This window comes from Streptomyces sp. NPDC046712, assembly GCF_040645695.1.
GTDB lineage: Bacteria > Actinomycetota > Actinomycetes > Streptomycetales > Streptomycetaceae > Streptomyces.
In genome coordinates, this window is the sequence record NZ_JBEYYW010000011.1 from 1 (window position 1) to 24,667 (window position 24,667).

Here is a 24,667-nt window from a genome sequence, read left to right on the forward strand (position 1 = left end):
GGACGAGTTCGCCGAACTCCCCGACCTGTGGTGGCCGGAGGACCGCGCCTGGTGCGTGGGCGGCGACGTCGACCTGGTGAGCACCTACGTCTGTGCCCGGAGGTGGGGCCCTGCGGCACGTTCAGGTCTCCGCGTCGGGCGTCAGTTCACCACCCTCACGGAGTCGCAGCCCAGGAACGTGTACACCTGGCCGCCCGCGGCCCGGTATTTGCCCTTCAGGCAGGCCCGGGTGGAGGCGAGGGTCAGTCCCGATTCACTGGGCTTGAAGTGCATGACGTTGTCGGTGTCGCCGTCGCGGGTGCGCTCGTCCAGCTCGTAGGAGTCACCGGGGTGGCCCCTGCCGTGGACCTCCCGGGCGCCGGCGGGGGTGGCGGTGTTGAACAGCCGCTCCCGCAGGCCCCAGTACGTCTGGGACACGTCGATCGCCGTCGCGTTGAAGGCCAGCGGCAGGCCGTACTCGCCGACCCGGGTGGTCAGCGCGGCCAGGGTGGCGTCGGTGTTGAGGTTGACGGCGTTCGGGAAGCCGCCCGGCCGGACGTTGATCGCGATCGGCACCACGCAGTCGATCCGGAACGAGGTGGAGGCGGTGTTGTTGCTCGGGTCCGGGTCGACGTCCTCCGCGTTCTTCAGCGCCAGGCGGGAGTCCAGGCGTACCTGCTTCAGGCCCGGCGAGGTGCACGCGAGCTGCACCGCGTACGTGGCCTTCTGCGGAGTGCCCACGCGCAGCGCCGTCTGCTGTGCAGTCTGCGTCGCGGGTGTGACGGTGACGCCGGCGTCCGCGGCGGCCGTGGTGGTCAGCAGGGTGTCGATCGGGCTGGACGGGCCGGCGTTGGCGACGGTGACTTCCAGCGAGGCGGTGGCGGGCTCGCCGATGAGCACCTCCAGCGGGCTGGTGGCCCGGGCATCGGTGATCCGTACGTCCGCCTTCGCGATCACCCTGGTGTCGGAGGTAGTGGTGTTGTCGGCCGGCTGCGCGTCCGGGCCGGCGAGGTTGGCCACGGTGGAGGTGGCCGTGATCGTCTTCGGGCCGCCGTTGCGGTAGACCAGGTCGGCCGGGACCTGGGCGCTGATCGTGTATTCCCGGTGGGTTCCCTGCGGGACCTCGCTGAGGTTGCAGGTGACCGTCCGGCCGGAGACCAGGCAGGGGCCGGTGGTGGTGGGGTCGGTGACGTCGGCCGGCAGCTCGGTCGTGATCTGGGTGGACGTGGAGGAGTTCGGGCCGTTGTTGGTGACGCCGACCGTCCAGGTCAGGCGCTCGCCGGCGGCGACCGGGTCCGGTGCGTCGGTGAGTGCCAGGGTGAGGTCGGTGGTGTTGCGGAGTCCGCGGATCCGAGCCGCCTCCTCCGCGGTCGGCAGGGGCGGGTCCTCGTTCGCGGCCGGCGCTCCGCCGGCCTTGGGGAAGCGGTTCGGCATGAAGTCCTTGACCCGGGCCCAGTCGTTGTGGCCCGTGAGCAACTCGTCAGTGGTCATGTTGGCGCAGTCCGGCTGGCCTGTAATTGCATCGATGTTGACGATCTGCTTCGCGTCGCCGTCGTCGCCGAAGCCCGGCCAGTTGTCGCCGTTCCAGTCCGGGTTCCGGTTCAGGGGAACGGTGCGCACGGCACCCGCACCGTCCAGGAAGACGAACTGGTTCACCCCGTCCTGCGGGTCGAGCAAGATGCTCTCGTGGAGGTCGTCCTCCTTGAGGTCGGGCAGCACCTCCCGGGACCGGCCCGGCAGGTTGTCGCCGGGCGACTGGCCGAACAGGGTGATCCGGGCCGGGGAGAAGTCGACGATGTGCCCACCGCCCACGCGCGGGATGCCCTCAGACATGGAGTAGTTCATCACGCTCACGTAGTTCGGCTTGCAGTTGGGCCTCGCGTCCGTGCCCGCGTGGTTGAGCCCGAGGTTGTGGCCGAGCTCGTGCATGAGGCCCCCGGCGTCGGCGCGGTAGAGGATGATGTCCGTCCCGCCAATCGAGCCCAGGCCGCCCGCGGCGCACCCGGCGCTGTGAGTGGTGTAGAGGACGTAGTTGAACACCTTCCGACGCTGCAGCTGCATGTTGCGCGCCTTCGTGTTGTAGTACTCCGTGTCGAATTCCTCGTCGTCGCAGTTGTTCAGCGGGAACGCGATCGGGTTGCCGCCCCCCAGGTCGTCGCCGACGATGCAGTCCGGATCCTGCTCGTCCGGCCTGCCGTCCGTGTCGTCGTCGATGCCGTTGCTGCAGGTGGCCACCTTGAAGTCCTCGACGCCCAGTTCGCGGTCCCTGCAGTCCGGATCGGCGCCGTCCGCACCGTTGAGGCCATCGTTGTCCAGTCCGTCGGTGCAGGTGCCTTCGGGCGGGCCCTCCATGGCCTGCGTGTCGTGCAGGCCTCCGGAGTCGACGTGCAGCGTGATGCCGTCCGCGCCGTCGGGGTTGGACAGTGGGGCCGCCGCGAAGGCGTGCTCGACGACCTGGATCGCCTCATGGGAGGGCTGGGAGCCGTCCGAGTAGTCGAGTTCGACGAAGACGTCCTTGTGCAGCGGGTTTGCCTGGAGGGACGGCAGGTCGACGGCCATCGAACCGTCGGGGTTGCGCACGCCGAAGCGCTCGTAGCGGTCGGCGATGCCGTCCTGGTCGGCGTCGCTGTGGTTGCTGGTGGTGATGGTCACGCCGACCGCGGCCCGCTTGCCGTCGCCGGCGTTGGGGAAATTCGGGTCGCCTTCACCGACGGCGCACACCTGGCCCTGCGGGTTCCCGTCGCGGTCGTAACACGGCGGGTCCGGGGGGATGAACCCGTACGCGAGCGAGTCGCCGGTCCAGGTGTCGTTGAGGGCGTTGTACGTGAGGTTGAGGTCGATGTCCTGGTTCTGCGGGCTGATGTCCATCCGGTCGTCCGCGACGTTCGCTCCACCGTCCTCGTCCTTGATCTGGATGCCGACGGGGAACGTGGTCTGGTCGCCGGAGAGGGTGACCTGCTGCGTGAAGACCCACGGGTTCGGGATGGTGCTGGCGTGGAAGGCGTCGTCGGAGACGATCCGGCCCGTCTGGAGCGCGTTGTCCCCGATCTTCACCTCCGGGTAGAACTCGCCTTCCTCGTCGATGCCGTCGTCCGGGACCTCGAAGCGCTCGAACCAGTCCAGGCTGACGGTGACAGTCATGGCCAGCGGCGGTGGGTCGGCGGCCGCGGCCGGCGCCGGTAGCCCGGGCATCAGCCACAGGCCGGGCAGGAGCAGGGCGGTCGCCGTGGCGACCGCGACCAGGCGCCGTCCGAGACAACGCCGGAGTGACGGCGGAGCGGCCGCTGGGGCGGCCAGGCTGGTGGAAGGTGGGGTGGAGGATGGTGGGGTGGAATTCGGCATTCTGCCTCCCGCATGCACACGAATCCCCTACTAGCGCGCCAACCAGGCGAGTGCGGAGCAAGGGATCATTCGCTGACGCATCGTGCCAGCAGGTGTGGCCGCCCGTCCGCATCCCGGACTCGGGTTCCGCCCGAAGGGACGAAGCCGAAACGTTTCCGACCCGGCGAAAGGCGCAGCCGGGGGTGAGCACGAAGGCTGGACCCTCCGGGAAGCGGCCACTGTAGAGGTCCCGTCGCCGGTCCGCCGCGATCCTCTGCCGTCACGGCCGCTGAGTCGCCGCGCGGACTGCACAGGGAAACGGGAGCGTGAAACGATCAGGGTGCGCGAGACTTCCCCGATGACCACGGACTCCTGCGTGCGCCAGGCCCGCGTCGCTGACGATCCCGCTCTGGCCCGACTACGCTGGGCTTTCAAGCAAGAGGACTACGAGGGAGATCTCCCCTCACCGGCTCGGTCCATGGACCAGGCCGAGGAGTGGATCCGGGAGCGGCTCGACGGCGGACGGTGGCTGGCCTGGGTCCTCGAAATCGAGGAAGAGATCTGCGGCCACGTCTTCCTCCACCTCGTCGAGCGAGTCCCGGAGCCTTACGAGGAGAACACCCCCGTCGGCTAAGTCACGAACTTCTATGTCGTCCCCTCCCAGCGCAACCGTGGGTTCGGGACCGCCCTGCTTGAGGCTCTGAAACTGCACGCCCGGAGCCTAGCGCTCTGACCGCATGGGTTCGCCGGGTCGGTCAGGCCGCAGCGGCCAGGGGGCGTCCGCCCCAGCGGATGCCTCTCTCGCTTCGGATGCGGGCGCGTTCCTTGCGTTCGGCGGCCAGGACGTCGCGGTGGCGGGCGTTGGCGTTGCGCCAGCGGAGGTAGGCGTGCAGGGCCCGGGTCTGCACGGTGTGGTTGGGGTGGTTCGAGTTGGCGATGGTGAACTGCCTCAGCGGTCCGAAGTGCGCCTCGATCGGATTCGCCCACGAGGCGTAGGTCGGGGTGAAGCACAGCTCGACCTTGTTCTTCCCGGCCCATCGGCGGATGTCGCTGCCCTTGTGAGCGGACAGCTTGTCCATGATCACGTAGATGGGTGCTCCGTCGGGCCGGGCGGCACGGATCGACTTCAGCGCGGTCAGCGTGTTCGCGGCGCCCTTCCTGCGGCGGTTGACACCCACAGGCGGTCGTCGCCGACCGAGTAGCAGCCGTGGAAGTACCGGACCCCGTGGGTGCGGTGGTAGGTGGCCGGCAGCCGGTCGGGGCGCCTCTGTCCGGCCCAGCCCGAGCCCGCGGTGGGCCGGATGCCGAGGGGGCCGAACTCGTCGAAGGCGAATACCCGGTCCGGGAACCGGTCCAGGACATCCTCGATCCGGTCCAGTTTCGCCTCGCGCTCTGGGTCGGGTGACTCCTTCCACGTCTTGGTGCGCTGGAAGGTGACGCCGCGGCGGGCGAGCAGGCCTGCGTAACGCCTCGCGGCCGATGCGGATGATCCGGCCGTGGACTTTGCGCAGGTAGGCGGCGAGTTTGCGCAGTGACCAGCGGGTGAAGGGCTGGCCGAGCTTGGCGGGGCGGGTGGTGGCCGTCTGGACGACGAAGTCCTCGTCGTCAGTGCTGAGCAGGCGGGGACGGCCTCCCGCCCACTGAGGGTCCAGGCAGGCCAGGCCGATCTCGTTGAACCGGTGGATCACATCCCGGACGGTGTCCTCGTCGGCCTGCACCAGCTGGGCGATCACCGGCACCCGGTTCCCGCTGGCCGAGGCCAGCAGCATCATCGCACGCCGGTAACGCACCGAACTGGTGCTGCCCCGGCGCACGATCTGCTGCAGCTTCTGTCCTTCCTGATCGGTCAGTCTGCGCACACGGACAGGCTCGGCCACCGCACCTCCAGCGATCGGATCGAACGTCACCCACATCCAACCGCCACGACCACCAACCCGGCGAACCTATGCGGTCAGAGCACTAGGGGCTCACCAGCCGGGCGGGCGCGGGTACGGCGGGGTCGGCGCCAGGGCCGGGGTGCCCGGTGGGGCCGGGGCGACCCGGCGCTCGCCCCGGACGGCCAGGACGACGAGGACGGTGGCCCCCGCGAGGACGTAGAACACCGAGGAGAGGACGCTGAGTTGCTGCGTCTCGTCCCCGCGGAAGAAGTTCTCGACGAGGCCGTACCGCACGCCCATGAGGAAGCCCATCAGTCCCCCGCCGCACAGGAACGCCCCGGTGACCAGGCCGAGGGGGCGGGAGTACGGAGGGCGGGCGAAGGCGCTGCCTGCAGCGGTCAGCGTCAGCAGGACGAGGACGGCGGCGAGCCAGCCGGGCGGGGGTGCCAGCATCGGTGCGAGGACGGAGCGGCCGCCGGTGAAACGGTCGACGGTGAACTCGGCGGGGAGTTCGAGGGCCCAGTAGATCTCCCAGGCCGTCTCGACGAGGCCGGCGATGAGCAGCAGGACGGCGGCGGTGACGGCGGGGCCTGTCCGGGGACGGGTCGGGACGGCCTCGTACGCGGCGTTGGCGGGGCGCCGGCCGACGGCGGCGACGACGAGCAGCGCTGCGGCGAGCGCGAGGTGGAAGAGCGTGGTGAGGAGCGCGTCGGAGCCGGCGGCCGTCGCCCACAGTCCGGGCAGCCGCAGGGCGAGGGTGAGGGCTCCCGTGGCGGCCAGGGCGGAGGCGGCGACCGGGGAGCGCAGGGCCGCGACGGCGGTGGCGATGTAGACGCCCGTCAGGATGAGGTCGAACCCCGAGGTGGCGGACCGGCCGCGCAGCGTGCGGTGGTCGCCGGCCCAGTACCAGGCGAGCTCGGCCGGCGAGCCGCCGAGGGCGGAGAGGTCCCGCAGGAGCCACCCGGCGGTGATGAGAGCCAGTGCGGCGGAGAGGGCGGCGCCCGTGAGACGTGCTGCGCGAGTCACTGTCACGACGCAGATACTCACGGTCGCGACGCAACGAAACAAGCGATTCCGCATATGCGGGCGGGCGGCCGGCCGGGGCGACATGGCGCGTCCCGGCCGGCCTACGGCACCCGCACGGCCGTACGCTGTCGAGCGTGCCGCGTTCGTATATCGGAGCGGGGTCGGCCAAGTTGCCTGCGCGTTAAAGAATTTGACGGCGGTTTGCACGCATATGGCGATCGGGCTATTCCGGCTCGTCCGGCCTGCCCTCGCCCGGCCTGCCCTCGTCCCGCTCGCCCTCGTCCTCCGTCGGCACCACGTGCTTCTCCTCCGCGAAGTGGCAGGCGGAGTCGTGCTTCGCCGGGGTGTCCGCCAGCCGGAACTCCGCCGGGACCGCCAGCAGCGGGACCTCCAGCCGACAGCGCTCCTGGGCCTTCCAGCAGCGCGTACGGAAGCGGCAGCCCGAGGGGATGTTGGCCGGGGAGGGCACGTCCCCGGCGAGGATGATGCGCTCACGGTGCTCCCGCGCGTCCGGGTCCGGTACGGGCACCGCGGAGAGCAGCGCCTGGGTGTACGGGTGCGTGGGGTGGTCGTAGATCTGCGCCTCCGTGCCGACCTCGACGATCCGGCCGAGGTACATGACGCCGACCCGGTCGGAGATGTGCCGGACGATCGACAGGTCGTGCGCGATGAAGACGTAGGAGAGGTTGAACTCGTCCTGCAGCTTCTCCAGGAGGTTCACCACCTGGGCCTGGACGGACACGTCGAGCGCCGAGACCGGCTCGTCAGCGACGATGATCTCCGGCTGGAGCGCGAGGCCGCGGGCGATGCCGATGCGCTGGCGCTGACCGCCGGAGAACTGGTGCGGATAGCGGTTGATGTACTCCGGGTTGAGCCCGACCACGTCCAGCAGGTCCTGGACCTTCCGGCGCCGGTCGCCCTTCGGGGCCACCTCGGGGTGGATCTCGTACGGCTCGCCGATGATGTCGCCGACCGTCATACGCGGGTTCAGCGAGGTGTACGGGTCCTGGAACACCATCTGGATGTTGCGCCGGACCGCGCGCAGGGCCTTCGGGGACAGCTGGGTGATGTCGTCGCCCTTGTAGCGGATCGACCCGGAGGTCGGGCGCTCCAGGTTGACCAGCATCTTGGCCACGGTCGACTTGCCGCAGCCGGACTCGCCGACGATGCCCAGGGTCTCCCCCGCCGCCAGGTCGAAGTCGACGCCGTCGACCGCCTTGACCGAGCCGACCTGCTTCTTGAAGAGGATGCCCCGGGTCAGCGGGTAGTGCTTGTACAGGTCCCGGACCTGGAGAATCGGCTCAGCCACGGATGGCCTCCTGCCAGAAGTGGCACGCGCTGCGGCGTTCCTCCGACACTTCGTACAACGGCGGCTCGTCGGTGCGGCAGACGTCCCGGGCCAGCGGGCAGCGCGGGTTGAAGGCGCATCCGGGCGGGATGGCCAGCAGGTTCGGGGGCAGGCCCCTGATCGCGTACAGCTCCTGGCCCTTCTGGTCCAGGCGCGGGATCGAGTCGAGCAGACCGCGGGTGTAGGGGTGCGCGGGTGCCTTGTAGATCTCGTGGACGGGGGCGGTCTCGACGATCCGGCCCGCGTACATCACGGCGATCTTGTCCGCGACGTCGGCGACGACGCCGAGGTCGTGGGTGATGAGGATGAGGCCCATGTTGAGCTCGCGCTGGAGCTCGGCGAGGAGGTCCATCACCTGGGCCTGGACGGTGACGTCGAGCGCGGTCGTCGGCTCGTCCGCGATGATCAGATCCGGTTCGAGGGAGAGCGCCATCGCGATCATGATGCGCTGCCGCATACCGCCGGAGAACTGGTGCGGGTACTGCCCCACTCGTTCCTTGGCGGCCGGGATACGGACCCGGTCCATGAGCTCGATCGCCTTGGCCCGGGAGTCCTTGCGGGACATCCCCTGGTGGACCTCGAACATCTCGCCGAGCTGGTCCCCGACGGTGATGACGGGGTTGAGGGAGGACAGCGCGTCCTGGAAGATCATCGCCATCTTCGCGCCCCGGACCTTGCGCCGGTCCTCCTCCTTGAGCTTCAGGAGGTCCTGACCCTGGAAGCGGATCTCGCCGCCGGTGATCTTCCCCGGTGGGATGTCGAGGATGCCCATCACGGCCTGTGCGGTGACGGACTTGCCGGAGCCGGACTCGCCGAGCACGGCCAGGGTCTCGCCCGCGTCGACCGAGTAGCTGACGCCGTTGACCGCCTTCGCCACCCCGTCCCGGGTGTGGAACTCCACGTGCAGATCGCTCACTTCGAGCAGCATGGGCGGCTACCTCAGCTTCGGGTCGAGGGCGTCGCGCACCGCGTCGCCGAGCATGATGAACGCGAGCACGGTGATGGCGAGCGCGCCCGCCGGCCAGAGCAGCATGTGCGGGGCGTTGCGGATGTACTGCGAGGCCGAGGAGATGTCGATGCCCCAGGAGACGGTCGGCGGCTTCAGCCCGACGCCCAGGTAGGACAGCGTCGCTTCGAGGGAGATGTACGTACCGAGGGCGATGGTCGCCACGACGATGACCGGCGCGACGGCGTTGGGCGTGATGTGGCGCAGCAGCATCCGGGAGTTGGAGGCGCCGAGCGCGCGGGCGGCCTGGACGTAGTCGTTCTGTTTGGCGGTGATGACCGCGCCGCGGGCGATGCGGGAGATCTGCGGCCAGCCGAGGAGCACCATGAATCCGATGACGGGCCAGATCGTGCTGCTGGTGACGACGGACAGCAGGACGAGTCCGCCGAGGACGACCGGGATGGCGAAGAAGACGTCGGTGATCCGGGAGAGGAAGGCGTCCGAGGCGCCGCCGAAGAAGCCGGCGATGCCACCGAGTACGGAGCCGAGGATCGCGACGCCGAGGGTGGCGAGGACGCCGACGCTCACGGAGGTCCGGGCGCCGTACACGGTACGGGTGTAGACGTCGCAGCCCTGGCCGTTGAAGCCGAAGGGGTGGCCGGGCTGGGAACCCTCCTGGGCCTTGGAGAGGTCGCACTGGAGGGGGTCTCCGCTGGCGATCAGGGAGGGCCAGATGGAGATGATCACCAGGAAGATGATGATCAGTCCCGAGATGATGAAGACGGGGTTGCGGCGCAGGTCGTGCCAGGCGTCGGACCACAGGGAGCGGGGCTTGCCCGCGGTGCCGGTGCCCAGGGGACCGCCGGGGGTCTTCTCCAAGGATTCGCCCTCTTCCATGGCGAGATCCGTGGCGCCACCCGCCCCCGTGTGGTCGATGGCGCGGCCGTCGTCGAACGGCTCAAGCGGCTCAGGCATAGCGGATCCTCGGGTCAAGGACGGCGTACAGGAGGTCGACGAGCAGGTTCGCCACCAGGAAGACCAGGACGAGGACGGTCACGAAGCCGACGACGGTCTGGGTGCTCTGGCGCACGATGCCCTGGTAGAGCTGGTAGCCGACGCCATGGATGTTGAAGATCCGCTCGGTGACGATGGCGCCGCCCATCAGCGCGCCGATGTCGGCGCCGATGAAGGTGACCACCGGGATGAGCGAGTTGCGCAGCAGATGGCGGCTGATGACCCGGCGGCGCGGCAGGCCCTTGGCGATGGCGGTGCGGACGTAGTCGGCGCGCTTGTTCTCGGCGATGGAGGTGCGGGTGAGCCGGGTGACGTAGGCGAGGGAGACGGAGGCGAGGACGAGACCGGGGACGATGAGCTCGTCGAAGGTGGCCTCGGGCGAGACGGCGGGCTTGATCCACCCCCACTTCACTCCGAGCAGCAGCTGGAGCAGCAGACCGGTGACGAAGGTCGGGACGGAGATGACCACCAGCGTGAGCAGCAGCACGCTGGTGTCGATGGGGCGGCCGCGGCGCAGGCCGGTCAGGACACCGAGGCTGATGCCGATGACGATCTCGAAGAGGATCGCGACGATGGTGAGCCGGATGGTGACCGGGAAGGCGCTCGCCATCAGCTCGGTGACCGGCTGGCCGTTGAAGGCCGTACCGAAGTCCCCGGTGAAGAGATTGCCCATGTAGATCAGGTATTGCTGCCAGACCGGCTTGTCGAGGCCGAACTCCTTCTCCAGCTGGGCGGCGGTCGCCGGGTCGCAGGCGCGGTCGCCGCAGAGGCCGGCGATGGGGTCGCCCATCACGTTGACCATGAGGAAGATCAGCAGGGTGGCGCCGATGAAGACCGGGATCATCTGCAGCAGACGCCGGATCACATAACGTCCCATGAGGGGCTCCGAGGGTGGAGGGAAGTCGTACGGCCCGGCACGCGGGGGGACGCGGGGCCGGGCCGTACGCCGACGAGCTGCGTCAGCCGACCTTGATCTGGTCGTAGACGGGGACGCTGAAGGGGTTCAGCGTCACGTTGGATACACGCTCGGAGTAGCCCGCGCTGCCGTTCTGGTACCAGAGCGGGATGGCCCCCATGTCGTCACGGAGGACTTCCTCCGCGCTCTGGAAGGTCTCGACGGCCTTGTTGATGTCGGACTCGGCGTTGGCCTGGTCGACGAGCTTGTCGAACTCCGGGTCGGTGTACTTGCCGTCGTTGGACGAGGCGTCGGTGTAGTACAGCGGCTGGAGGAAGTTCTGGATGAGCGGGTAGTCCATCTGCCAGCCGGCGCGGAACGGACCCTTCATCTTCTGCGTGCTGACCTGGCTGCGGAAGTCGGCGAAGGTGCCGATCGGATTGCCCACGCAGGCCCGGTTGTTGCCGAGGGCGTTGTTGATGGAGTTGCAGACGGCGTCCACCCACTCCTTGTGGGAGCCGGTGTCGGCGTTGTACGAGATCGTCATCGTGCCGCCGGGGATACCGCCGCCCTCGGCCACCAGCTTCTTCGCCTCTGCGGCGTTGTACTTGCAGAAGTCGCCGCAGATGTCCTTGTAGCCGCCTTCCTCGCCGAGGACCGGGGAGGTCCAGTCGATGGCGGGGGTCCGGGTCTTCTGGAAGATCGTGTCGGTGATCTGCTCGCGGTTGATCGCCATGGACAGGCCCTGACGGAGCTTCTCCTGGCCGGGCTTGTTCCACGCAGGGTCGTAGAACGGGAAGCCGAGGGTCTGGATGATGCCCGCCGGGACGTTGATGTACCGGTCGCCGAGGTCCGCCTCGACGTTCTTCAGCTGGGAGGCGGGGACGTCGTCGACGAGGTCGAGGTTTCCGGCCGTCAGGTCCGTGTAGGCGGTGTTGTTGTCGGTGTAGACCTTGAGGGTCACACCGCCGTTCTGCGCCTTGTCGGACCCGGGGTAGCCGTCCCAGCGCTTGAGCTCCATCTGTGAGCCCTTGGCGTACGAGTCGACGGTGTACGGGCCGTTGCCGACGGGCTTGGCCAGCCAGCCGGCGTGGTCGTCGAAGAAGGACTTGGGCAGCGGGGCGAAAGCCGCGTAGCCGAGGGTGTCCGGCCAGGTGGAGAACTTCTGGGTGAGCTTGACCGTGAAGGTCTTGTCGTCGACGACCTTGAGCCCGGACATGGTCTGGGCGGTGGGCTCGCCCTGCGCGGGATGGACCTGGTCGTAGCCCTCGATCTGGCCGAAGAAGGAGGCGTTCTTCTGGTTGTTCTTCAGACTGGCCCCGTAGTTCCAGGCGTCCACGAAGGAGGACGAGGTGACGGGCTCCCCGTTGGAGAAGGTCCATCCGTCCTTGAGGGTGATGGTGAAGTTGGTCGAGTCGGTCGTCTCGATGTTCTGGGCGAGCATGTTCTTGGCCTCGCCGGTCTTCGGGTCGTACTGCTTGAGCCCCCGGAAGATCATGGAAAGGACCTTGCCGCCCTGCACCTCGTTGGTGTTCGCGGGCTCGAGCGGGTTCTGTGGATCACCCCACGAGGAGCTCACGATCCCGTCGGCACCACCACCGCCGCCGTCGTCGCCGCCACCGCAGGCGGTCGCCACGAGGGCGACGGCGGCGGCCAATGCGGCCCACTTGGCGTGCGTGGCTCCGCGCATGAGGTGCCTCCTGAGTGTCCTAAGTCGCACTTAGGCCCCAATATCACCTCGAATCGCGCATCCCGCACGCCATCCACACCCGTTCAGGGCTGGACGGCTCCCACGGGTCATTCGAACGGCTTCCGCTCGGGCGACACGGCGGCGAACTCCTCGTCGGCGGCCGTGCCGGGTGTCGGTCAGCCGAGCAGGCGGCTGAAGGTGCGGGCGTCGACGAGGCCGTCGGCAGGCAGCCCCGCGCTGTTCTGGAAGGTGGTGACCGCCGCCTGTGTGCCGGGGCCGAACCCGCCGCCCACCGTGGTCGGAACCCCCCGGGCCGTCAGCAGGAGCCGGACCGCCTTGACGGCCTCGCCGCCGGCGCCACGCCGTACGGGCGCGACGAGTTGGTGCCAGGTCTGGTTGCCGGCGTGACCGTCGGGTGTCGCGGTCACGAGGGACTGGAAGTTCCGTACGGCATTCTCCGTCGCCGGCCCGAATGCGCCGTCGGGGGTGATCGTGGCGCCGCGCTCGACGAGCAGGTGCTGGAGCGCCCGTACCCGGGCACCGGAGTCGCCGTTGCGCAGCAGCGGCCACACCGGAGCCGTCGGGTCCCCACCGATGAGCGAGGCGACGTCCCGCCGCAGCCGCGGAAGCATCGCGTAGAGGCGGTCGCCGGGGCAGAGGGTGGCGTTGAAGTCCCGGTGGCCGTAGATCTGATAGGTCCGCAGCCCGTACTGGCGGCAGATGTGCGCGCACAGCTCGACCAGCGCCGCGTACTGCGGGCCACGCAGGTCCACGGAGGTGTAGGTGCCCTCGTTCTCGATGCCGATGGCGATCGTGTTCTGGCCCGTGCAGTGGGCCGCCTCGACCGTCCGGCTGCCGCCCCGCAGGGTGGCCAGACTGCTGTGGCGGCCCTCCATGACGTGGGCGCCGCGGCTGACGGTGAAGTGCTGGCCGGTGTCGTTCCAGTGCCGGTCGTCCATCGCCCAGTTCTGCATGGCGCGCGCGAGCTTGAACGCATGGGACAGGGAGTGGTCGGTCACGTTCGGCGTGGCCGTGTGGTGCACGATGATCTTCTGTGGCGGGGTGGGAAGGATCCTGCCAGGGCTGCTCGACGGGCGTGCGCCCCAGGCCGTGCAGTCCGCGATGGCGGGTCCGTCGGCGGCCCTGGCCCGTCCGGCCGCGCCCAGGGGGAGCGCGGTGGCCGCGCCGAGGGCGAGTGCGCCGGTGAGCAGGGAACGGCGACGGGGGGTCGATTCGGTGACCGGTGTCATGAAGCGTCAGTCCTCGATCGCTGTCGGTGGCTTCAGTGGGACGCCCTCGCAGGCCCGCGCGAGGATGTCCCTGTCGTTCACCATCTGCGCGTACGCCCTGCCCCTGCCGCCGTAGTACACGCCGTGGGAGGCCGGTCCAGCACCAGCCGTCACCCGCGGGACGGCGCCCCGGTGGGGGAACGCACGGGCGTACCGCGGCCCACGTCACGGCAAGAGCAGTCCCCCGGGCAGCGAAACGGCCGGTCCCCGGCGCCGTATGGCGCCGGGGACCGGCCGTGATGATCCGAGGATCGAGCGGGCGTCAGGCCGCGTGGATGACGTCCTTCTCCTCGGCGAAGTGGCACGCCGACTCGTGCGCGGCCGGGGTGTCCTGACCCTGGAACCGCTCGGGGATCGCCAGGAGCGGGACCTCCGTGGAGCACTTCTCCTCGGCCTTCCAGCACCGGGTGCGGAAGCGGCAGCCCGACGGCGGGTTGGCCGGCGAGGGGACGTCACCGGTGAGGATGATCCGCTCGCGGCCCTCGCGGGCCTCCGGGTCCGGAACCGGGACCGCCGACAGCAGCGCCTGGGTGTAGGGGTGCGTCGGGTGGTCGTAGATCTGCGTGTCCGTACCGATCTCGGCCATCTTGCCGAGGTACATCACGCCGACCCGGTCGGAGATGTGCCGGACGATCGACAGGTCGTGCGCGATGAAGACGTAGGAGAGGTTGAACTCGTCCTGCAGCTTCTCCATCAGGTTGATGACCTGCGCCTGGACTGAGACGTCCAGGGCCGAGACCGGCTCGTCGCAGATGATGATCTCCGGGTTGAGCGCGAGGCCGCGGGCGATGCCGATGCGCTGGCGCTGACCGCCGGAGAACTGGTGCGGGTAGCGGTTGATGTACTCGGGGTTCAGACCGACCACATCGAGGAGCTCCTGCACCTTGCGGCGCCGGTCGCCCTTCGGGGCCACCTCGGGGTGGATGTCGAAGGGCTCGCCGATGATGTCGCCGACCGTCATACGCGGGTTCAGCGAGGTGTACGGGTCCTGGAACACCATCTGGATGTTCCGGCGGACGGCCTTCAGCGCGCGGCCGGACAGCCGGGTGATGTCCTGGCCCTTGTAGAAGACCTCGCCCGCGGTGGCCCGCTCGAGGTTCATCAGCAGCTTGGCGACCGTGGACTTGCCACAGCCGGACTCGCCGACGATGCCGAGGGTCTCGCCCTGGTAGAGGTCGAAGGAGACCCCGTCCACGGCCTTGACCGCGCCGACCTGCTTCTTGAACAGGATGCCCTGGGTCAGCGGGAAGTGCTTGACCAGGTTGCGCACCTGCAGGATCGGCTCACCGCGCTCGACCGGAGCCTCGATGGCGGCTACGGCCTCCGCCTCGCTCGCGGCTTCGACCGTGTGCACGTCGGTGACGTTCGGAGTCGCGTCCGCGGCCTCACCGTTCTTGCTGAGCTCAGCCATGGATCGTCTCCTTCCAGAAGTGGCAGGCGCTGCCGCGGCCCGGCAGCTCCGTGCCGTCCTGCTCGGTGACCGGGGCGAGGGCCGGGATCTCCGTGCGGCAGATGTCGTCGGCCTTCGGGCAGCGCGGGTTGAAGGCGCAGCCGGCGGGCACGCGGAGCAGGTTGGGCGGCAGGCCCTTGATCGCGTACAGCTCCTGGCCCTTCTGGTCCAGGCGCGGGATCGAGTCGAGCAGACCCCGGGTGTACGGGTGGGCCGGGCGCTTGTAGAGCTCGTGCACGGGCGCGCACTCGACGATCCGGCCCGCGTACATGACCGCGATCTTGTCCGCGACGTCGGCGACGACGCCGAGGTCGTGGGTGATCAGGATCAGGCCCATGTTGTATTCCTGCTGGAGCTCCGCGAGGAGATCCATGACCTGGGCCTGGACGGTCACGTCGAGCGCCGTGGTGGGCTCGTCCGCGATGATCAGGTCAGGCTCCAGGGCGAGTGCCATGGCGATCATGATGCGCTGGCGCATACCGCCGGAGAACTGGTGGGGGTAGTCGTTGACCCGCGCCGCGGCGGCGGGGATCTTGACCTTGTCCATCAGCTCGATGGCCTTGGCCTTGGCCTCCTTCTTGGAGAGGCCGTGGTGCACCCGGAACATCTCGCCGAGCTGGTAGCCGACGGTGAGGACCGGGTTGAGGGACGACAGCGCGTCCTGGAAGATCATCGCGATCTTGCGGCCGCGGATCTTCCGGCGCTCCTCGTAGGACATCTTGAGCATGTCCTCGCCGCGGAAGAAGATCTCGCCCTGCGGGATCTTGCCGGGCGGCATGTCGAGGATGCCCATGATGGCCTGCGCGGTGACGGACTTGCCGGACCCGGACTCGCCGAGCACGGCCAGCGTCTCGCCGGCGTTCACGCTGTAGTTGACTCCGTTGACCGCCTTGGCCACACCGTCGCGGGTGTGGAACTCCACGTGCAGGTCACGGACTTCGAGCAGTGGACCGTTGTAGTCGTCGCCCCCGCGCGGGGCGGGGACGCTCGCGGTCTTGTCAATAAGGCTCACGATGTACGCCCTCCTCAGCGCAGCTTGGGGTCGAGGGCGTTGCGTACGGCTTCGCCGAGCATGATGAACGCCAGAACGGTGATGCTGAGCATGATCGACGGGTACAGCAGGATGTGCTGCGACGTACGGATCGCCTGCACACCCGCCGACACGTCGACACCCCACGAGACGGTCGGGGCGGCGAGGCCGAGACCGAGGTACGAGAGGGTCGCCTCGGCGGAGATGTAGCCACCGAGGGCGATGGTCGCGACCACGATCACCGGAGCCATGGCGTTCGGCAGGATGTGCCGGAACAGGATCCGGGTCGTGCCGGCGCCGAGGGCCTTCGCCGCGTGGACGTAGTCCGCCTGCTTGACGGTGATCACGGCACCGCGCATCACGCGGGTGATCTGGGTCCAGCCGAGGAACGCGAGGGCGAAGACGACGACCCACACGGTGCGCTCGGTGAAGGACTGCAGGACGACCATGGCGCCGAGCAGGAACGGGATGCCGAAGAAGATGTCGGTGATCCGGGAGAGGACCGCGTCGACGACGCCGCCGAAGTAACCCGCGATCATGCCCATGATGCCGCCGACGACGGTGACGATCAGGGTGACGCAGACGCCGACGATGATCGAGGCACGGGTGCCGTAGATCAGGCGGGCGTACACGGAGCGGCCCTGGATGTCGTAGCCGAGCCAGCCCGGGGAGCCGATGTTGCCCAGTTCGGGCTTGCCGACGTAGTGCTTGACGAGGTCACCGGCGGTCGGGGACGCGCTGGTGAACAGGCTCGGGAAGACGGAGATCAGCAGCAGGAAGAAGATCAGCACCGACGACACGAGGAAGTACGGGTTGCGGCGCAGGTCACGCCAGGCGTCGCCCCAGAGGCTGCGCGCCTTCTCCCGCTGCACCACCGGCGTCGGATCCGCCGCGGAGGGGGGTGCGACGGCATCCTCGACAGCGGTGGCTGCGGTCTTGGTCACGTCAGGCATAACGGATCCTCGGGTCCAGGACCGCGTACAGCAGGTCGATGAGCAGGCTGGTGACGAGGTAGACGATCACCAGGATGGTGACGAGGCCGACCAGGGTCGTGCCCTCGCGGCGGGTGATCGACTCGTAGATCAGGCCACCGACACCCTTGATGTTGAAGATGCCTTCGGTGACGACCGCGCCGCCCATCAGGGAGCCGATGTCGGTGCCGAGGAAGGTGACGACAGGGATCATCGAGTTGCGCATCAGATGGACGCCGATGACGCGGCGCTTCGGCAGACCCTTTGCGACCGCGGTGCGCATGTAGTCGGCGCGCAGGTTCTCCGCCATCGAGGTACGGGTGAGGCGAGCGACGTAGGCGAGGGAGAGACCGCCGAGGACGATGGCCGGGGCGATCATCTCGGAGAGCAGCTGGTCGTTGCTGACGTTCGGGGCGATCCAGTCGAGCTCGAAGGCGAACACCATCTTGATGATGAAGCCGAGCACGAAGACCGGGATCGAGATGATCAGCAGGGTGAAGATCAGGATCGCGTTGTCGGCCAGACGGCCGGCCTTGAGGCCGGCGATGATGCCGAGACCGATGCCGAACACCATCTCGAAGGCGAAGGCCAGGGCGGCCAGTTGCAGCGTGACGGGGAACGCGTCACCCAGCACCTCGGTGACCGGGCGACCGTTGCGGATCTGGTTGCCGAAGTCGAAGTGCAGGATGATGTTGGTCATGTAGTCCCAGTACTGCTTGAGCAGCGGCTGGTCGAGCCCGAGCTCGTGTCTGATCTTCGCGAGCGTCGCCGGGTCCGCGCCCTTGTCGCCGAACAGACCCGCGACGGGGTCGCCGGGCAGGCTGTAGACCATGAGGAAGATCAGCAGGGTTGTCCCGATGAAGACCGGGATCATCTGGAGCAGTCGTCGTGCGACATAGCGCCCCATCATGCCTCCGTTGAGATGTCACAGCGGCAGCCGGACGGGCCCTCCCTCGTCAGCCGCGCCCCGGTGGGTACGCGACTGTCATGGAAGGGCCCCCCGGCCACTGCGTAGGGTGCCGATGCGGGGCGACGGTCTGCCCCGCATCGGCGTGCGGACTACGCGGACGTGGTTACTTCGTAACCTCGATGCCGTGCAGGATCGGGTCGCCGGCCTGGTCGTACTTGACGCCCGAGACCTTCTCCGAGTAACCCGCGTTGACCTTGTAGTACCAGAGCGGGATCGACGGCATGTAGTTGACCAGGGACTTCTCGGCCTCCTGGAACAGCTTCACCGACTCGTCGAGCGTCGCGGCGCTCTCGGCGGCCGCGAGCTTCGCGTCCAGGTCCTTGTTGGAGAAGCCACCCTGGTTACCCGCGGCACCCGTGCGGAACAGGTCGCTCAGGAAGTTGCCGTTGATCGGGTAGTCCAGCGACCAGGCGGAGCGGTACATGGACTTGACCTGCTTGCCCTTGCGAGCAGCCAGGTCCGCCTGGAAGTCCGGCTTGCTGTCGCCGGTGCACTTGACGCCCGTGGACTGGGTGATGCTGTTGCAGACAGCGTCGACCCACTCCTTGTGACCACCGTCCGCGTTGAACTGGATGGTGATCGCGTTGTTCGGGACACCGCCGCCGGCCTTGATGAGCTCCTTGGCCTTGGCCGGGTCGAACTTGGTGACGTCGCCCGCCGCGTTCTCCTGGTAGCCCAGGACGCCCTTGGCGACCCAGCCGGTCGCCGGCTCACGCGTACCCTGCAGGACCGTCTTGGTGATGGTGGCACGGTCGATGGCCATCGACAGGCCCTGGATGACCTTGACGTCGACCGGCTTCGGCTTCGACCACTGGTCGGCGTAGAACGCGACCGCGATGGACTGGATGGCGGAGTGGTCCGCGTCCACGGCGCGCTCGCCAAGGTCCTGGTGGTACACCGGGAGGTCCTTCGGACCGATCTGGCGCAGGACGTCGAGGTTGCCGGACTTCAGGTCCTCGTACGCGGCCTCGAGGCCGGTGTAGTTCTTGAAGACCACACCGCCGTTCTTCGCCTTGTTCGGGCCCTTGTAGGCGTCGTAGCGGACGATCTTGATCTGCTTCTTGTGGTCCCAGGACTCGAACTTGTAGGGACCGTTGCCGACCGGCTTCTCACCGGCAGCCTTGGGGTTCTTGTAGAACGACTCCGGCAGCGGCGCGAAGGGGATGTACGCGAGCTTGTGACCGAAGGCCGGAACCGGGCTCTTCAGCTCGATGGTGAAGGTGTTGTCATCGACGATCTTCAGGCCGGTGAGCTTGTCGGCGGTGGGCTTGGCGCCCTCCTTCTCCGGCAGCAGAGCCTCGGAGCCCTTGATGTCGGAGAACCACGAGGCAAGGCCCATGGCGTTGTTGACGTTGGCGTTCCAGTTCCACGCGTCCACGAAGGACTTCGAGGTCACCGGGGTGCCGTCGTGGAACGTCCAGCCCGGCTTGAGCTTGACCGTCCACGTCTTCGAGTCGGTCGTGGTGAGCGACTCGGCGTTGATCATCTCCAGCGAGCCATCGGCCTTGTAGTCGACCAGGGTCGAGAACAGACCGGACATGACCAGGGAGCCGTTGGACTCCATCGTGTCACCGGTGTGCAGGAGCTTCTCCGGCTCACCGAGCTCGACCGAGAAGATCCCGTTCGGGTCCACGGCGCCCTTGGCGTCGCCGCCGTCGCTCTTACCCCCGCCACAGGCGGTCGCTGCCAGGGCGACGACGATCGCGCCCACTACCCACTTGGCGCTCTTGGCACCGCGCATGGGTTCCTCCTCATGAGTCCACTTGTCACTACAAGAGGGGGTACTTCGAGTCCGCCGACACCCCTGACGGCGATTCACTCACGTACCCCGAGTGTGCTCGTGAGTCGGCACTCCCCACAGTGCGTGACCCATTGACCCGAGCTCAATGGAGCCAACTATTAAGTACGTCAGGGCTGTAAACCACACTTAAGTGGTCTCGGTTTGACAACATCACCCCGGCCCTTGAGACCGAAATCCGGACAAAGCGATCACAGACAGACACACGCGAAACGGACCGTTAACACACGTTCCGGAGAGCGACGGTCGATATACGGACACCGGGGCCATGAAATGGATTTGACGAAAGGCCCGGACCCCCACAGTGTCTGCGGGGGTCCGGGCCCTTGTCCGATCTTGCGTCCGCACTACGTCAGTTCGACGCGGCGAAACTCACAGAGGTCAGCCGTTCTTGGCGCGCGAGGCCGAGCGACCGCGCTCCTTCTGGTCCAGGACGACCTTCCGGATGCGCACGGCCTCCGGGGTCACCTCGACGCACTCGTCGTCGCGGCAGAACTCCAGGGACTGCTCCAGGGACAGCTTGCGCGGCGGGACGATCGCCTCGAAGGAGTCGGCCGAGGAGGAGCGCATGTTGGTGAGCTTCTTCTCCTTGGTGATGTTCACGTCCATGTCGTCGGAGCGCGAGTTCTCGCCGACGATCATGCCCTCGTACACCTCGGTGCCGGGGTCGGTGAACAGGACACCGCGCTCCTGGAGGTTGGTCATCGCGAAGGCGGTGACCGCGCCCGCACGGTCGGCGACCAGCGAACCGTTGTTACGGGTCGTCAGGGTGCCGAACCACGGCTCGTGACCCTCGTGGATCGAGTGGGCGATACCCGTACCGCGGGTGTTGGTCAGGAACTCCGTACGGAAGCCGATCAGGCCACGGGACGGAACGACGAACTCCATGCGGACCCAGCCGGAGCCGTGGTTGGACATGTTGTCCATGCGGCCCTTGCGGACACCCATGAGCTGCGTGACCGCGCCCATGTGCTCCTCGGGCACGTCCACCGTCAGACGCTCGACGGGCTCGTGGATCTTGCCGTCGACCTCCTTGGTGACGACCTGCGGCTTGCCGATGGTCAGCTCGAAGCCCTCGCGGCGCATCTGCTCGACCAGGATGGCGAGCGCGAGCTCACCACGGCCCTGGACCTCCCAGGCGTCCGGGCGCTCGGTGTCGAGGACGCGGAGCGAGACGTTACCGATGAGCTCGCGGTCCAGGCGGTCCTTCACCTGGCGGGCGGTGACCTTGCGGTCCTTCACCGCGGACTTGGCGTCCGCGCCCTTGCCCGTGCCACCACGGCCGACGAGCGGCGAGGTGTTCGTACCGATCGTCATGGAGATGGCCGGCTGGTCGACCGTGATCAGCGGCAGCGCGATCGGGTTCTCCGGGTCGGCCAGGGTCTCGCCGATCATGATGTCGGGGATACCGGCGACGGCGCAGATGTCACCGGGGCCGGCGACCTCGGCCGGCTTGCGGGTGAGCGCCTCGGTCATCATCAGCTCGGTGATGCGGACGTTGGAGATCGTGCCGTCCCGCTTGATCCACGCGACCGTCTGGCCCTTGCGCAGCTCGCCCTGCTCGACACGGAGCAGCGCGATACGGCCGAGGAAGTTGTCGGCGTCGAGGTTGGTGACGTGGGCCTGGAGCGGCGCGTCCTCGTCGTACGACGGGGCCGGGACGTGCTCGAGGATGGTGGAGAAGAACGGCTCCAGGTTCTCGCTGTCGGCCGGGACGGTGCCGTCCTGCGGCTTGGTCAGCGAGGCGATGCCGTCACGGCCGCAGGCGTAGACGATCGGGAACTCGATCTGGTCCTCGTCCGCGTCCAGGTCGAGGAAGAGGTCGTAGGTCTCGTTGACGACCTCGTCGATCCGGGAGTCCGGGCGGTCCGTCTTGTTGATGCAGAGGATGACGGGCATCCGGGCCTGGAGGGCCTTGCGAAGCACGAAGCGCGTCTGCGGCAGCGGGCCCTCGGAGGCGTCGACGAGCAGGACGACCGCGTCGACCATCGACAGACCGCGCTCGACCTCGCCACCGAAGTCGGCGTGACCGGGGGTGTCGATGATGTTGATCGTGATCGGGGCCCCGCCGTCCTTGGGGTGATACTTCACCGCCGTGTTCTTGGCGAGGATCGTGATGCCCTTCTCACGCTCCAGGTCGTTCGAGTCCATCATGCGGTCGTCGAGCTGCTGGTGGGCGGCGAAGGCACCGGCCTGCTTGAGCATGGCGTCGACGATGGTCGTCTTGCCATGGTCGACGTGGGCGACGATGGCGACGTTACGGATGTCGTGGCGCGTGGGCATGGGTGCTTGCGCTTCTCTCGGATCGTGGGATGCGGCGTCAGTTCCTCTTACGCCCGCCGGGCGGACGCGCCACGGCTATGTCCTATGGTACGGGGCCGCCGCGCAAGGGGCTTCCCCGCCCGGATTCGAGAGGGTCTACTAGGAGGTTTGGGGGGCCTCGGTGGTGCGGTGCACTGGGGTGAGGAGGAGCACTGAGCGTGCGGAACCGGCCGGGTCAAGGGGCCGGACGTGATCCTGCCCGCCGGGATCACCGGCGGGCAAGGAACTTGAGCTGCATCTGAGGTTGTGACCTGCACTTTCAGCTATTTCTCGGTGTTGCGCTCCGCACCCTTGGCCGATTCGGGCTTCTTGAACCCGATGTCCTGGTAGCGCGGGGCCACGAAGCCCCAGGCACCCGCGTTCACCACCTCGGGCTTGGCCGCCACCAGCTGCGGGCGCTGATAGAGAGGAATCGATCCGGCAGCGGCCCAGATCCGGGCGTCGGCCTGGCGGACCAGATCGCGGGCCTCCTCCTCGTCGAGCGTGGCCACCGCCTGGTCGAAGAGCTGGTCGATGCGGTCGGTGCCGACCCGGGCGTAGTTCTGCTCGACCAGGAGGGAGCCGTCCGAGGCCGGCTCGGGCTTGGCGAAGATCGGCCGGGCGTCGGTCGCCGGGAAGGCGGACGCGGGCCAGGAGTAGAGGGCCAGGTCGTAGTTGCCGGAGGCGATGTGGTCCTTGAAGAAGCTGTCGTCGGTGACCTTGGTGACCTCGGTACGGATGCCGATGGCGTCCAGCATCTGCACGATCTTGTCGCCGACCGTACGGATCGACTCCGAGCCCGGACCCGAGGGCAGGACGAAGCGGAGGCTGAGCGGCTTGCCGTCCTTGCCCAGGGCCTGGTCGGCGGCAGCCGGCCCGGCGGGGGCGGCGGTGCCGCGCGGGGCGTAGGCACCCGCGGCGCCGCTGTCGGGCTTGGCCGGGTTCTGGGCCTTGGACTCGGTCGTGGTGCCGGCGTCGGTGTCCGCGGGGGCGCCGGCGGTGTCGAGCAGGGCGGCCTGGCGGAGCACCGCCATGCTCTGCAGGGCGGCGCCGGGGGCCGGGGCGAGGACATGGGTGCCGTTCTCGGGGCCGGCGGCGCCGATCACGGGCCCGCTCACCTCGCCGTCCTCGCGGGCGGCGATGCCGCCCGGCTTGTCGTCGCCGACGACGTAGAGGCCGTCGTCGGAGGCGACGTCGGCCTCGGGCTTCTTGCCGCCCGGCTTCTCGCTCTTCTTCTCCGCGGCATCCTTCTTCTCGGCGGTGTCCTTGTTCTCCGCCGTCGCCTTCTCGGCCTTCTCGGCCTTCCCGGCCTTCTCCGCCTCGCCGCCGGCCTTCGTCCCGCCCGGCTTCTTGGCCGCGCCGCCCGGCACCCAGCCCGCGTCCGCGAGCAGCGCCCGCGCCTCCTTGGTGTCCTGGCCGCCGAGCGCGTCGCTGCTGTCCGCGTACGCCGCCTGCCCGGCCAGGGCCAGGTGGCTGCCGGGCGGGTCGGCGGGCAGCCCCAGCGGCTTGAGTACGGATTCGGCCAGTTCCCGGCGGTCGAGCGCGCGGGCCACCGCCCGGCGCACCCGCTCGTCGGCGAGCGGACCGCTCTCGCCGTTCAGCGAGAGCTGTGTGTACGCGGGCTCGAGCGACTTGCGCACCACGAACTTCCCGAGCCCGTTCTGCTCCGCCGCGTACCGCTCGATGGCCTGCTGGTTATTCTTCCGGGCGGCCTGGACGGCCTCCGCCTTCTCCTCGCCGGAGCCGTACGCCGGCGCCCAGGACTTCAGGGCCGCCGCGGGGGTGACCGCGGCGGCGGGGCCGTGCGCGACCGGCTGACCGCCACCCTGGCCGGCCCGGGCGTCCCGTGCCGCGAGCGCGATACGGTCCGCCGCGGCCGGATCGATTTCGGCCAGATCGAGCTTGCCGGCGGCCAGCGCGGTGAGGCGGTCGGCGCGGGGCACGGCCTTCAGGACGAGCTGGTCGAGCTTGGCGCGCTGGCCCCACCAGCGGGGGTTGCGGACGAGCGTGACGGTGCCGGCCCCCCGGTCGGCCGTCTTGAGCTGGAACGGGCCCGCGGTCGACTTCAGCGTGGTGCGCGCGCCGTCGTTGAAGGCGGCCGGGGTCCCCATCACCTCTTTCGGGTAGAGAGGGGTGAAGAGGGACTTCCAGTCGGCGTAGGGCTTGCCGAAGGTGACCCGCACCTCCAGATCGTCCTTGCCGCGCTCGATCTTCTCGATCCGCTCGTAGCCGGAGTTGCGCGCGGTCCAGTACGCGCTGTCGCGGCCGCTCAGGGCCCGCCACTGGGCGACGAAGTCGGGGGCGCCGATCTCCCGGCCGTCGTTCCACACCGCCTGCTGGTTGAGCTTGTAGAGGACGACCTGCTTCGGCTCCGTCTCGACCACCTGCGCGGACTCCAGGTAGTCCGGGTTGCGCTGCGGCCGGCCGCGCTCGTCGAGGGTGTAGAGGGCCGGGAGCACGGCCCCGGCGATGCGCGAGGTGCTGCCGTCGGCGTCCGCCTGGAAGGTGTTGAGGGTGCTGGGCATCGCGTCCACGGCCCAGTTCAGGGTGCCTCCGTCGGCCACCCGGTCGCGTGCGGCGGGCGCGTGGTCGGGGGCGGCGGCCGGGGTCTCGCCGGCTCCGTCGTCGGAGCTGCAACCGGCCAGGACCGAGATCGCGAGCACCGCGCTGGTGACGGTGGCGACGGAGCGGAGCGTGCGGGAGCGGGGGCTCCTGGAGCATGTCCTCCCGCGAGGGGCGCCGACCTGGGACATGACTTGTAC

The 24,667-nt window shown here is 68.8% G+C and carries 16 protein-coding genes and 2 pseudogenes; 2 read left to right on the plus strand and 16 right to left on the minus strand.

Annotated elements, in window-relative coordinates:
• Positions 1 to 141: 141 nt before the first annotated feature.
• Positions 142 to 3,321 carry a hypothetical protein gene (locus ABZ939_RS16390; protein ID WP_361854615.1) on the minus strand — a complete coding sequence of 1,060 codons (3,180 nt, stop codon included), beginning with the start codon at positions 3,319 to 3,321 and terminating at the stop codon, positions 142 to 144.
• A gap of 337 nt (positions 3,322 to 3,658) precedes the next feature.
• Here ABZ939_RS16390 and ABZ939_RS16395 point away from each other — a divergent pair, with 337 nt between their 5' ends.
• Both ABZ939_RS16395 and ABZ939_RS16400 read left to right on the plus strand, forming a co-directional pair.
• The gene (locus tag ABZ939_RS16395) at positions 3,659 to 3,934 is read left to right on the plus strand and encodes a hypothetical protein (RefSeq protein ID WP_361854618.1); all 276 of its coding nucleotides are present in this window, start codon (positions 3,659 to 3,661) and stop codon (positions 3,932 to 3,934) included.
• A gap of 18 nt (positions 3,935 to 3,952) precedes the next feature.
• Positions 3,953 to 4,033: pseudogene (locus ABZ939_RS16400) on the plus strand (hypothetical protein); the annotation flags it as partial.
• A 22-nt stretch (positions 4,034 to 4,055) separates the two neighbouring features.
• On the opposite strand, the pseudogene ABZ939_RS16405 reads toward ABZ939_RS16400, so the two are convergent.
• From ABZ939_RS16405 to ABZ939_RS16475, 15 genes and pseudogenes are all read right to left on the minus strand, one after another.
• Positions 4,056 to 5,177 (minus strand): annotated as a pseudogene (locus tag ABZ939_RS16405) (IS630 family transposase).
• A gap of 90 nt (positions 5,178 to 5,267) precedes the next feature.
• Positions 5,268 to 6,209, minus strand: coding sequence for a hypothetical protein (locus tag ABZ939_RS16410; RefSeq protein ID WP_361854621.1), 942 nt, complete (start codon positions 6,207 to 6,209; stop codon positions 5,268 to 5,270).
• 217 nt (positions 6,210 to 6,426) lie between these two features.
• The gene (locus tag ABZ939_RS16415; protein WP_361854624.1) at positions 6,427 to 7,512 is read right to left on the minus strand and encodes a dipeptide ABC transporter ATP-binding protein; all 1,086 of its coding nucleotides are present in this window, start codon (positions 7,510 to 7,512) and stop codon (positions 6,427 to 6,429) included.
• Positions 7,505 to 8,479, minus strand: a complete 975-nt coding sequence (locus ABZ939_RS16420; RefSeq protein WP_361854627.1) for an ABC transporter ATP-binding protein — start codon at positions 8,477 to 8,479, stop codon at positions 7,505 to 7,507. The genes ABZ939_RS16415 and ABZ939_RS16420 overlap by 8 nt, the downstream gene beginning before the upstream one ends.
• A gap of 6 nt (positions 8,480 to 8,485) precedes the next feature.
• On the minus strand, positions 8,486 to 9,472 hold the full coding sequence (locus ABZ939_RS16425) for an ABC transporter permease (protein WP_361854630.1): 987 nt from the start codon (positions 9,470 to 9,472) through the stop codon (positions 8,486 to 8,488).
• The gene (locus ABZ939_RS16430) at positions 9,465 to 10,388 is read right to left on the minus strand and encodes an ABC transporter permease (protein ID WP_361854633.1); all 924 of its coding nucleotides are present in this window, start codon (positions 10,386 to 10,388) and stop codon (positions 9,465 to 9,467) included. Before ABZ939_RS16430 ends, ABZ939_RS16425 begins: the two co-directional genes overlap by 8 nt.
• Positions 10,389 to 10,470: 82 nt before the next feature.
• On the minus strand, positions 10,471 to 12,096 hold the full coding sequence (locus tag ABZ939_RS16435; protein ID WP_361854636.1) for an ABC transporter substrate-binding protein: 1,626 nt from the start codon (positions 12,094 to 12,096) through the stop codon (positions 10,471 to 10,473).
• 176 nt (positions 12,097 to 12,272) lie between these two features.
• Positions 12,273 to 13,346, minus strand: coding sequence for an N-acetylmuramoyl-L-alanine amidase (locus tag ABZ939_RS16440; protein ID WP_361854639.1), 1,074 nt, complete (start codon positions 13,344 to 13,346; stop codon positions 12,273 to 12,275).
• 301 nt (positions 13,347 to 13,647) lie between these two features.
• Positions 13,648 to 14,796 (minus strand): dipeptide ABC transporter ATP-binding protein, encoded by a 1,149-nt coding sequence (locus tag ABZ939_RS16445; protein ID WP_361854642.1) that lies wholly within the window; start codon positions 14,794 to 14,796, stop codon positions 13,648 to 13,650.
• Entirely contained in the window at positions 14,789 to 15,847 is a 1,059-nt protein-coding gene (locus tag ABZ939_RS16450; RefSeq protein WP_361854645.1) for an ABC transporter ATP-binding protein, read from the minus strand. Before ABZ939_RS16450 ends, ABZ939_RS16445 begins: the two co-directional genes overlap by 8 nt.
• Positions 15,848 to 15,861: 14 nt before the next feature.
• Positions 15,862 to 16,818, minus strand: a complete 957-nt coding sequence (locus tag ABZ939_RS16455) for an ABC transporter permease (protein ID WP_361854648.1) — start codon at positions 16,816 to 16,818, stop codon at positions 15,862 to 15,864.
• Entirely contained in the window at positions 16,811 to 17,743 is a 933-nt protein-coding gene (locus ABZ939_RS16460; protein WP_361855207.1) for an ABC transporter permease, read from the minus strand. Before ABZ939_RS16460 ends, ABZ939_RS16455 begins: the two co-directional genes overlap by 8 nt.
• Before the next feature lie 166 nt (positions 17,744 to 17,909).
• Positions 17,910 to 19,547 carry an ABC transporter substrate-binding protein gene (locus tag ABZ939_RS16465; RefSeq protein ID WP_361854651.1) on the minus strand — a complete coding sequence of 546 codons (1,638 nt, stop codon included), beginning with the start codon at positions 19,545 to 19,547 and terminating at the stop codon, positions 17,910 to 17,912.
• Between the two features lie 438 nt (positions 19,548 to 19,985).
• The gene (gene typA, locus ABZ939_RS16470) at positions 19,986 to 21,887 is read right to left on the minus strand and encodes a translational GTPase TypA (RefSeq protein WP_361854653.1); all 1,902 of its coding nucleotides are present in this window, start codon (positions 21,885 to 21,887) and stop codon (positions 19,986 to 19,988) included.
• A 302-nt stretch (positions 21,888 to 22,189) separates the two neighbouring features.
• Positions 22,190 to 24,658, minus strand: coding sequence for an ABC transporter substrate-binding protein (locus tag ABZ939_RS16475; protein WP_361854655.1), 2,469 nt, complete (start codon positions 24,656 to 24,658; stop codon positions 22,190 to 22,192).
• Positions 24,659 to 24,667: the final 9 nt, after the last annotated feature.

Bases quoted from the DNA above. Each gene is read 5' to 3' on its own strand.
- ABZ939_RS16390 (WP_361854615.1), bottom strand. From the start codon at position 3,321: ATGCCGAATTCCACCCCACCATCCTCCACCCCACCTTCCACCAGCCTG.
- ABZ939_RS16395 (WP_361854618.1), top strand. From the start codon at position 3,659: ATGACCACGGACTCCTGCGTGCGCCAGGCCCGCGTCGCTGACGATCCC.
- ABZ939_RS16420 (WP_361854627.1), bottom strand. From the start codon at position 8,479: ATGCTGCTCGAAGTGAGCGATCTGCACGTGGAGTTCCACACCCGGGAC.
- ABZ939_RS16425 (WP_361854630.1), bottom strand. From the start codon at position 9,472: ATGCCTGAGCCGCTTGAGCCGTTCGACGACGGCCGCGCCATCGACCAC.
- ABZ939_RS16430 (WP_361854633.1), bottom strand. From the start codon at position 10,388: ATGGGACGTTATGTGATCCGGCGTCTGCTGCAGATGATCCCGGTCTTC.
- ABZ939_RS16435 (WP_361854636.1), bottom strand. From the start codon at position 12,096: ATGCGCGGAGCCACGCACGCCAAGTGGGCCGCATTGGCCGCCGCCGTC.
- ABZ939_RS16440 (WP_361854639.1), bottom strand. From the start codon at position 13,346: ATGACACCGGTCACCGAATCGACCCCCCGTCGCCGTTCCCTGCTCACC.
- ABZ939_RS16445 (WP_361854642.1), bottom strand. From the start codon at position 14,796: ATGGCTGAGCTCAGCAAGAACGGTGAGGCCGCGGACGCGACTCCGAAC.
- ABZ939_RS16455 (WP_361854648.1), bottom strand. From the start codon at position 16,818: ATGCCTGACGTGACCAAGACCGCAGCCACCGCTGTCGAGGATGCCGTC.
- ABZ939_RS16460 (WP_361855207.1), bottom strand. From the start codon at position 17,743: ATGGGGCGCTATGTCGCACGACGACTGCTCCAGATGATCCCGGTCTTC.
- ABZ939_RS16465 (WP_361854651.1), bottom strand. From the start codon at position 19,547: ATGCGCGGTGCCAAGAGCGCCAAGTGGGTAGTGGGCGCGATCGTCGTC.
- typA (WP_361854653.1), bottom strand. From the start codon at position 21,887: ATGCCCACGCGCCACGACATCCGTAACGTCGCCATCGTCGCCCACGTC.
- ABZ939_RS16475 (WP_361854655.1), bottom strand. From the start codon at position 24,658: ATGTCCCAGGTCGGCGCCCCTCGCGGGAGGACATGCTCCAGGAGCCCC.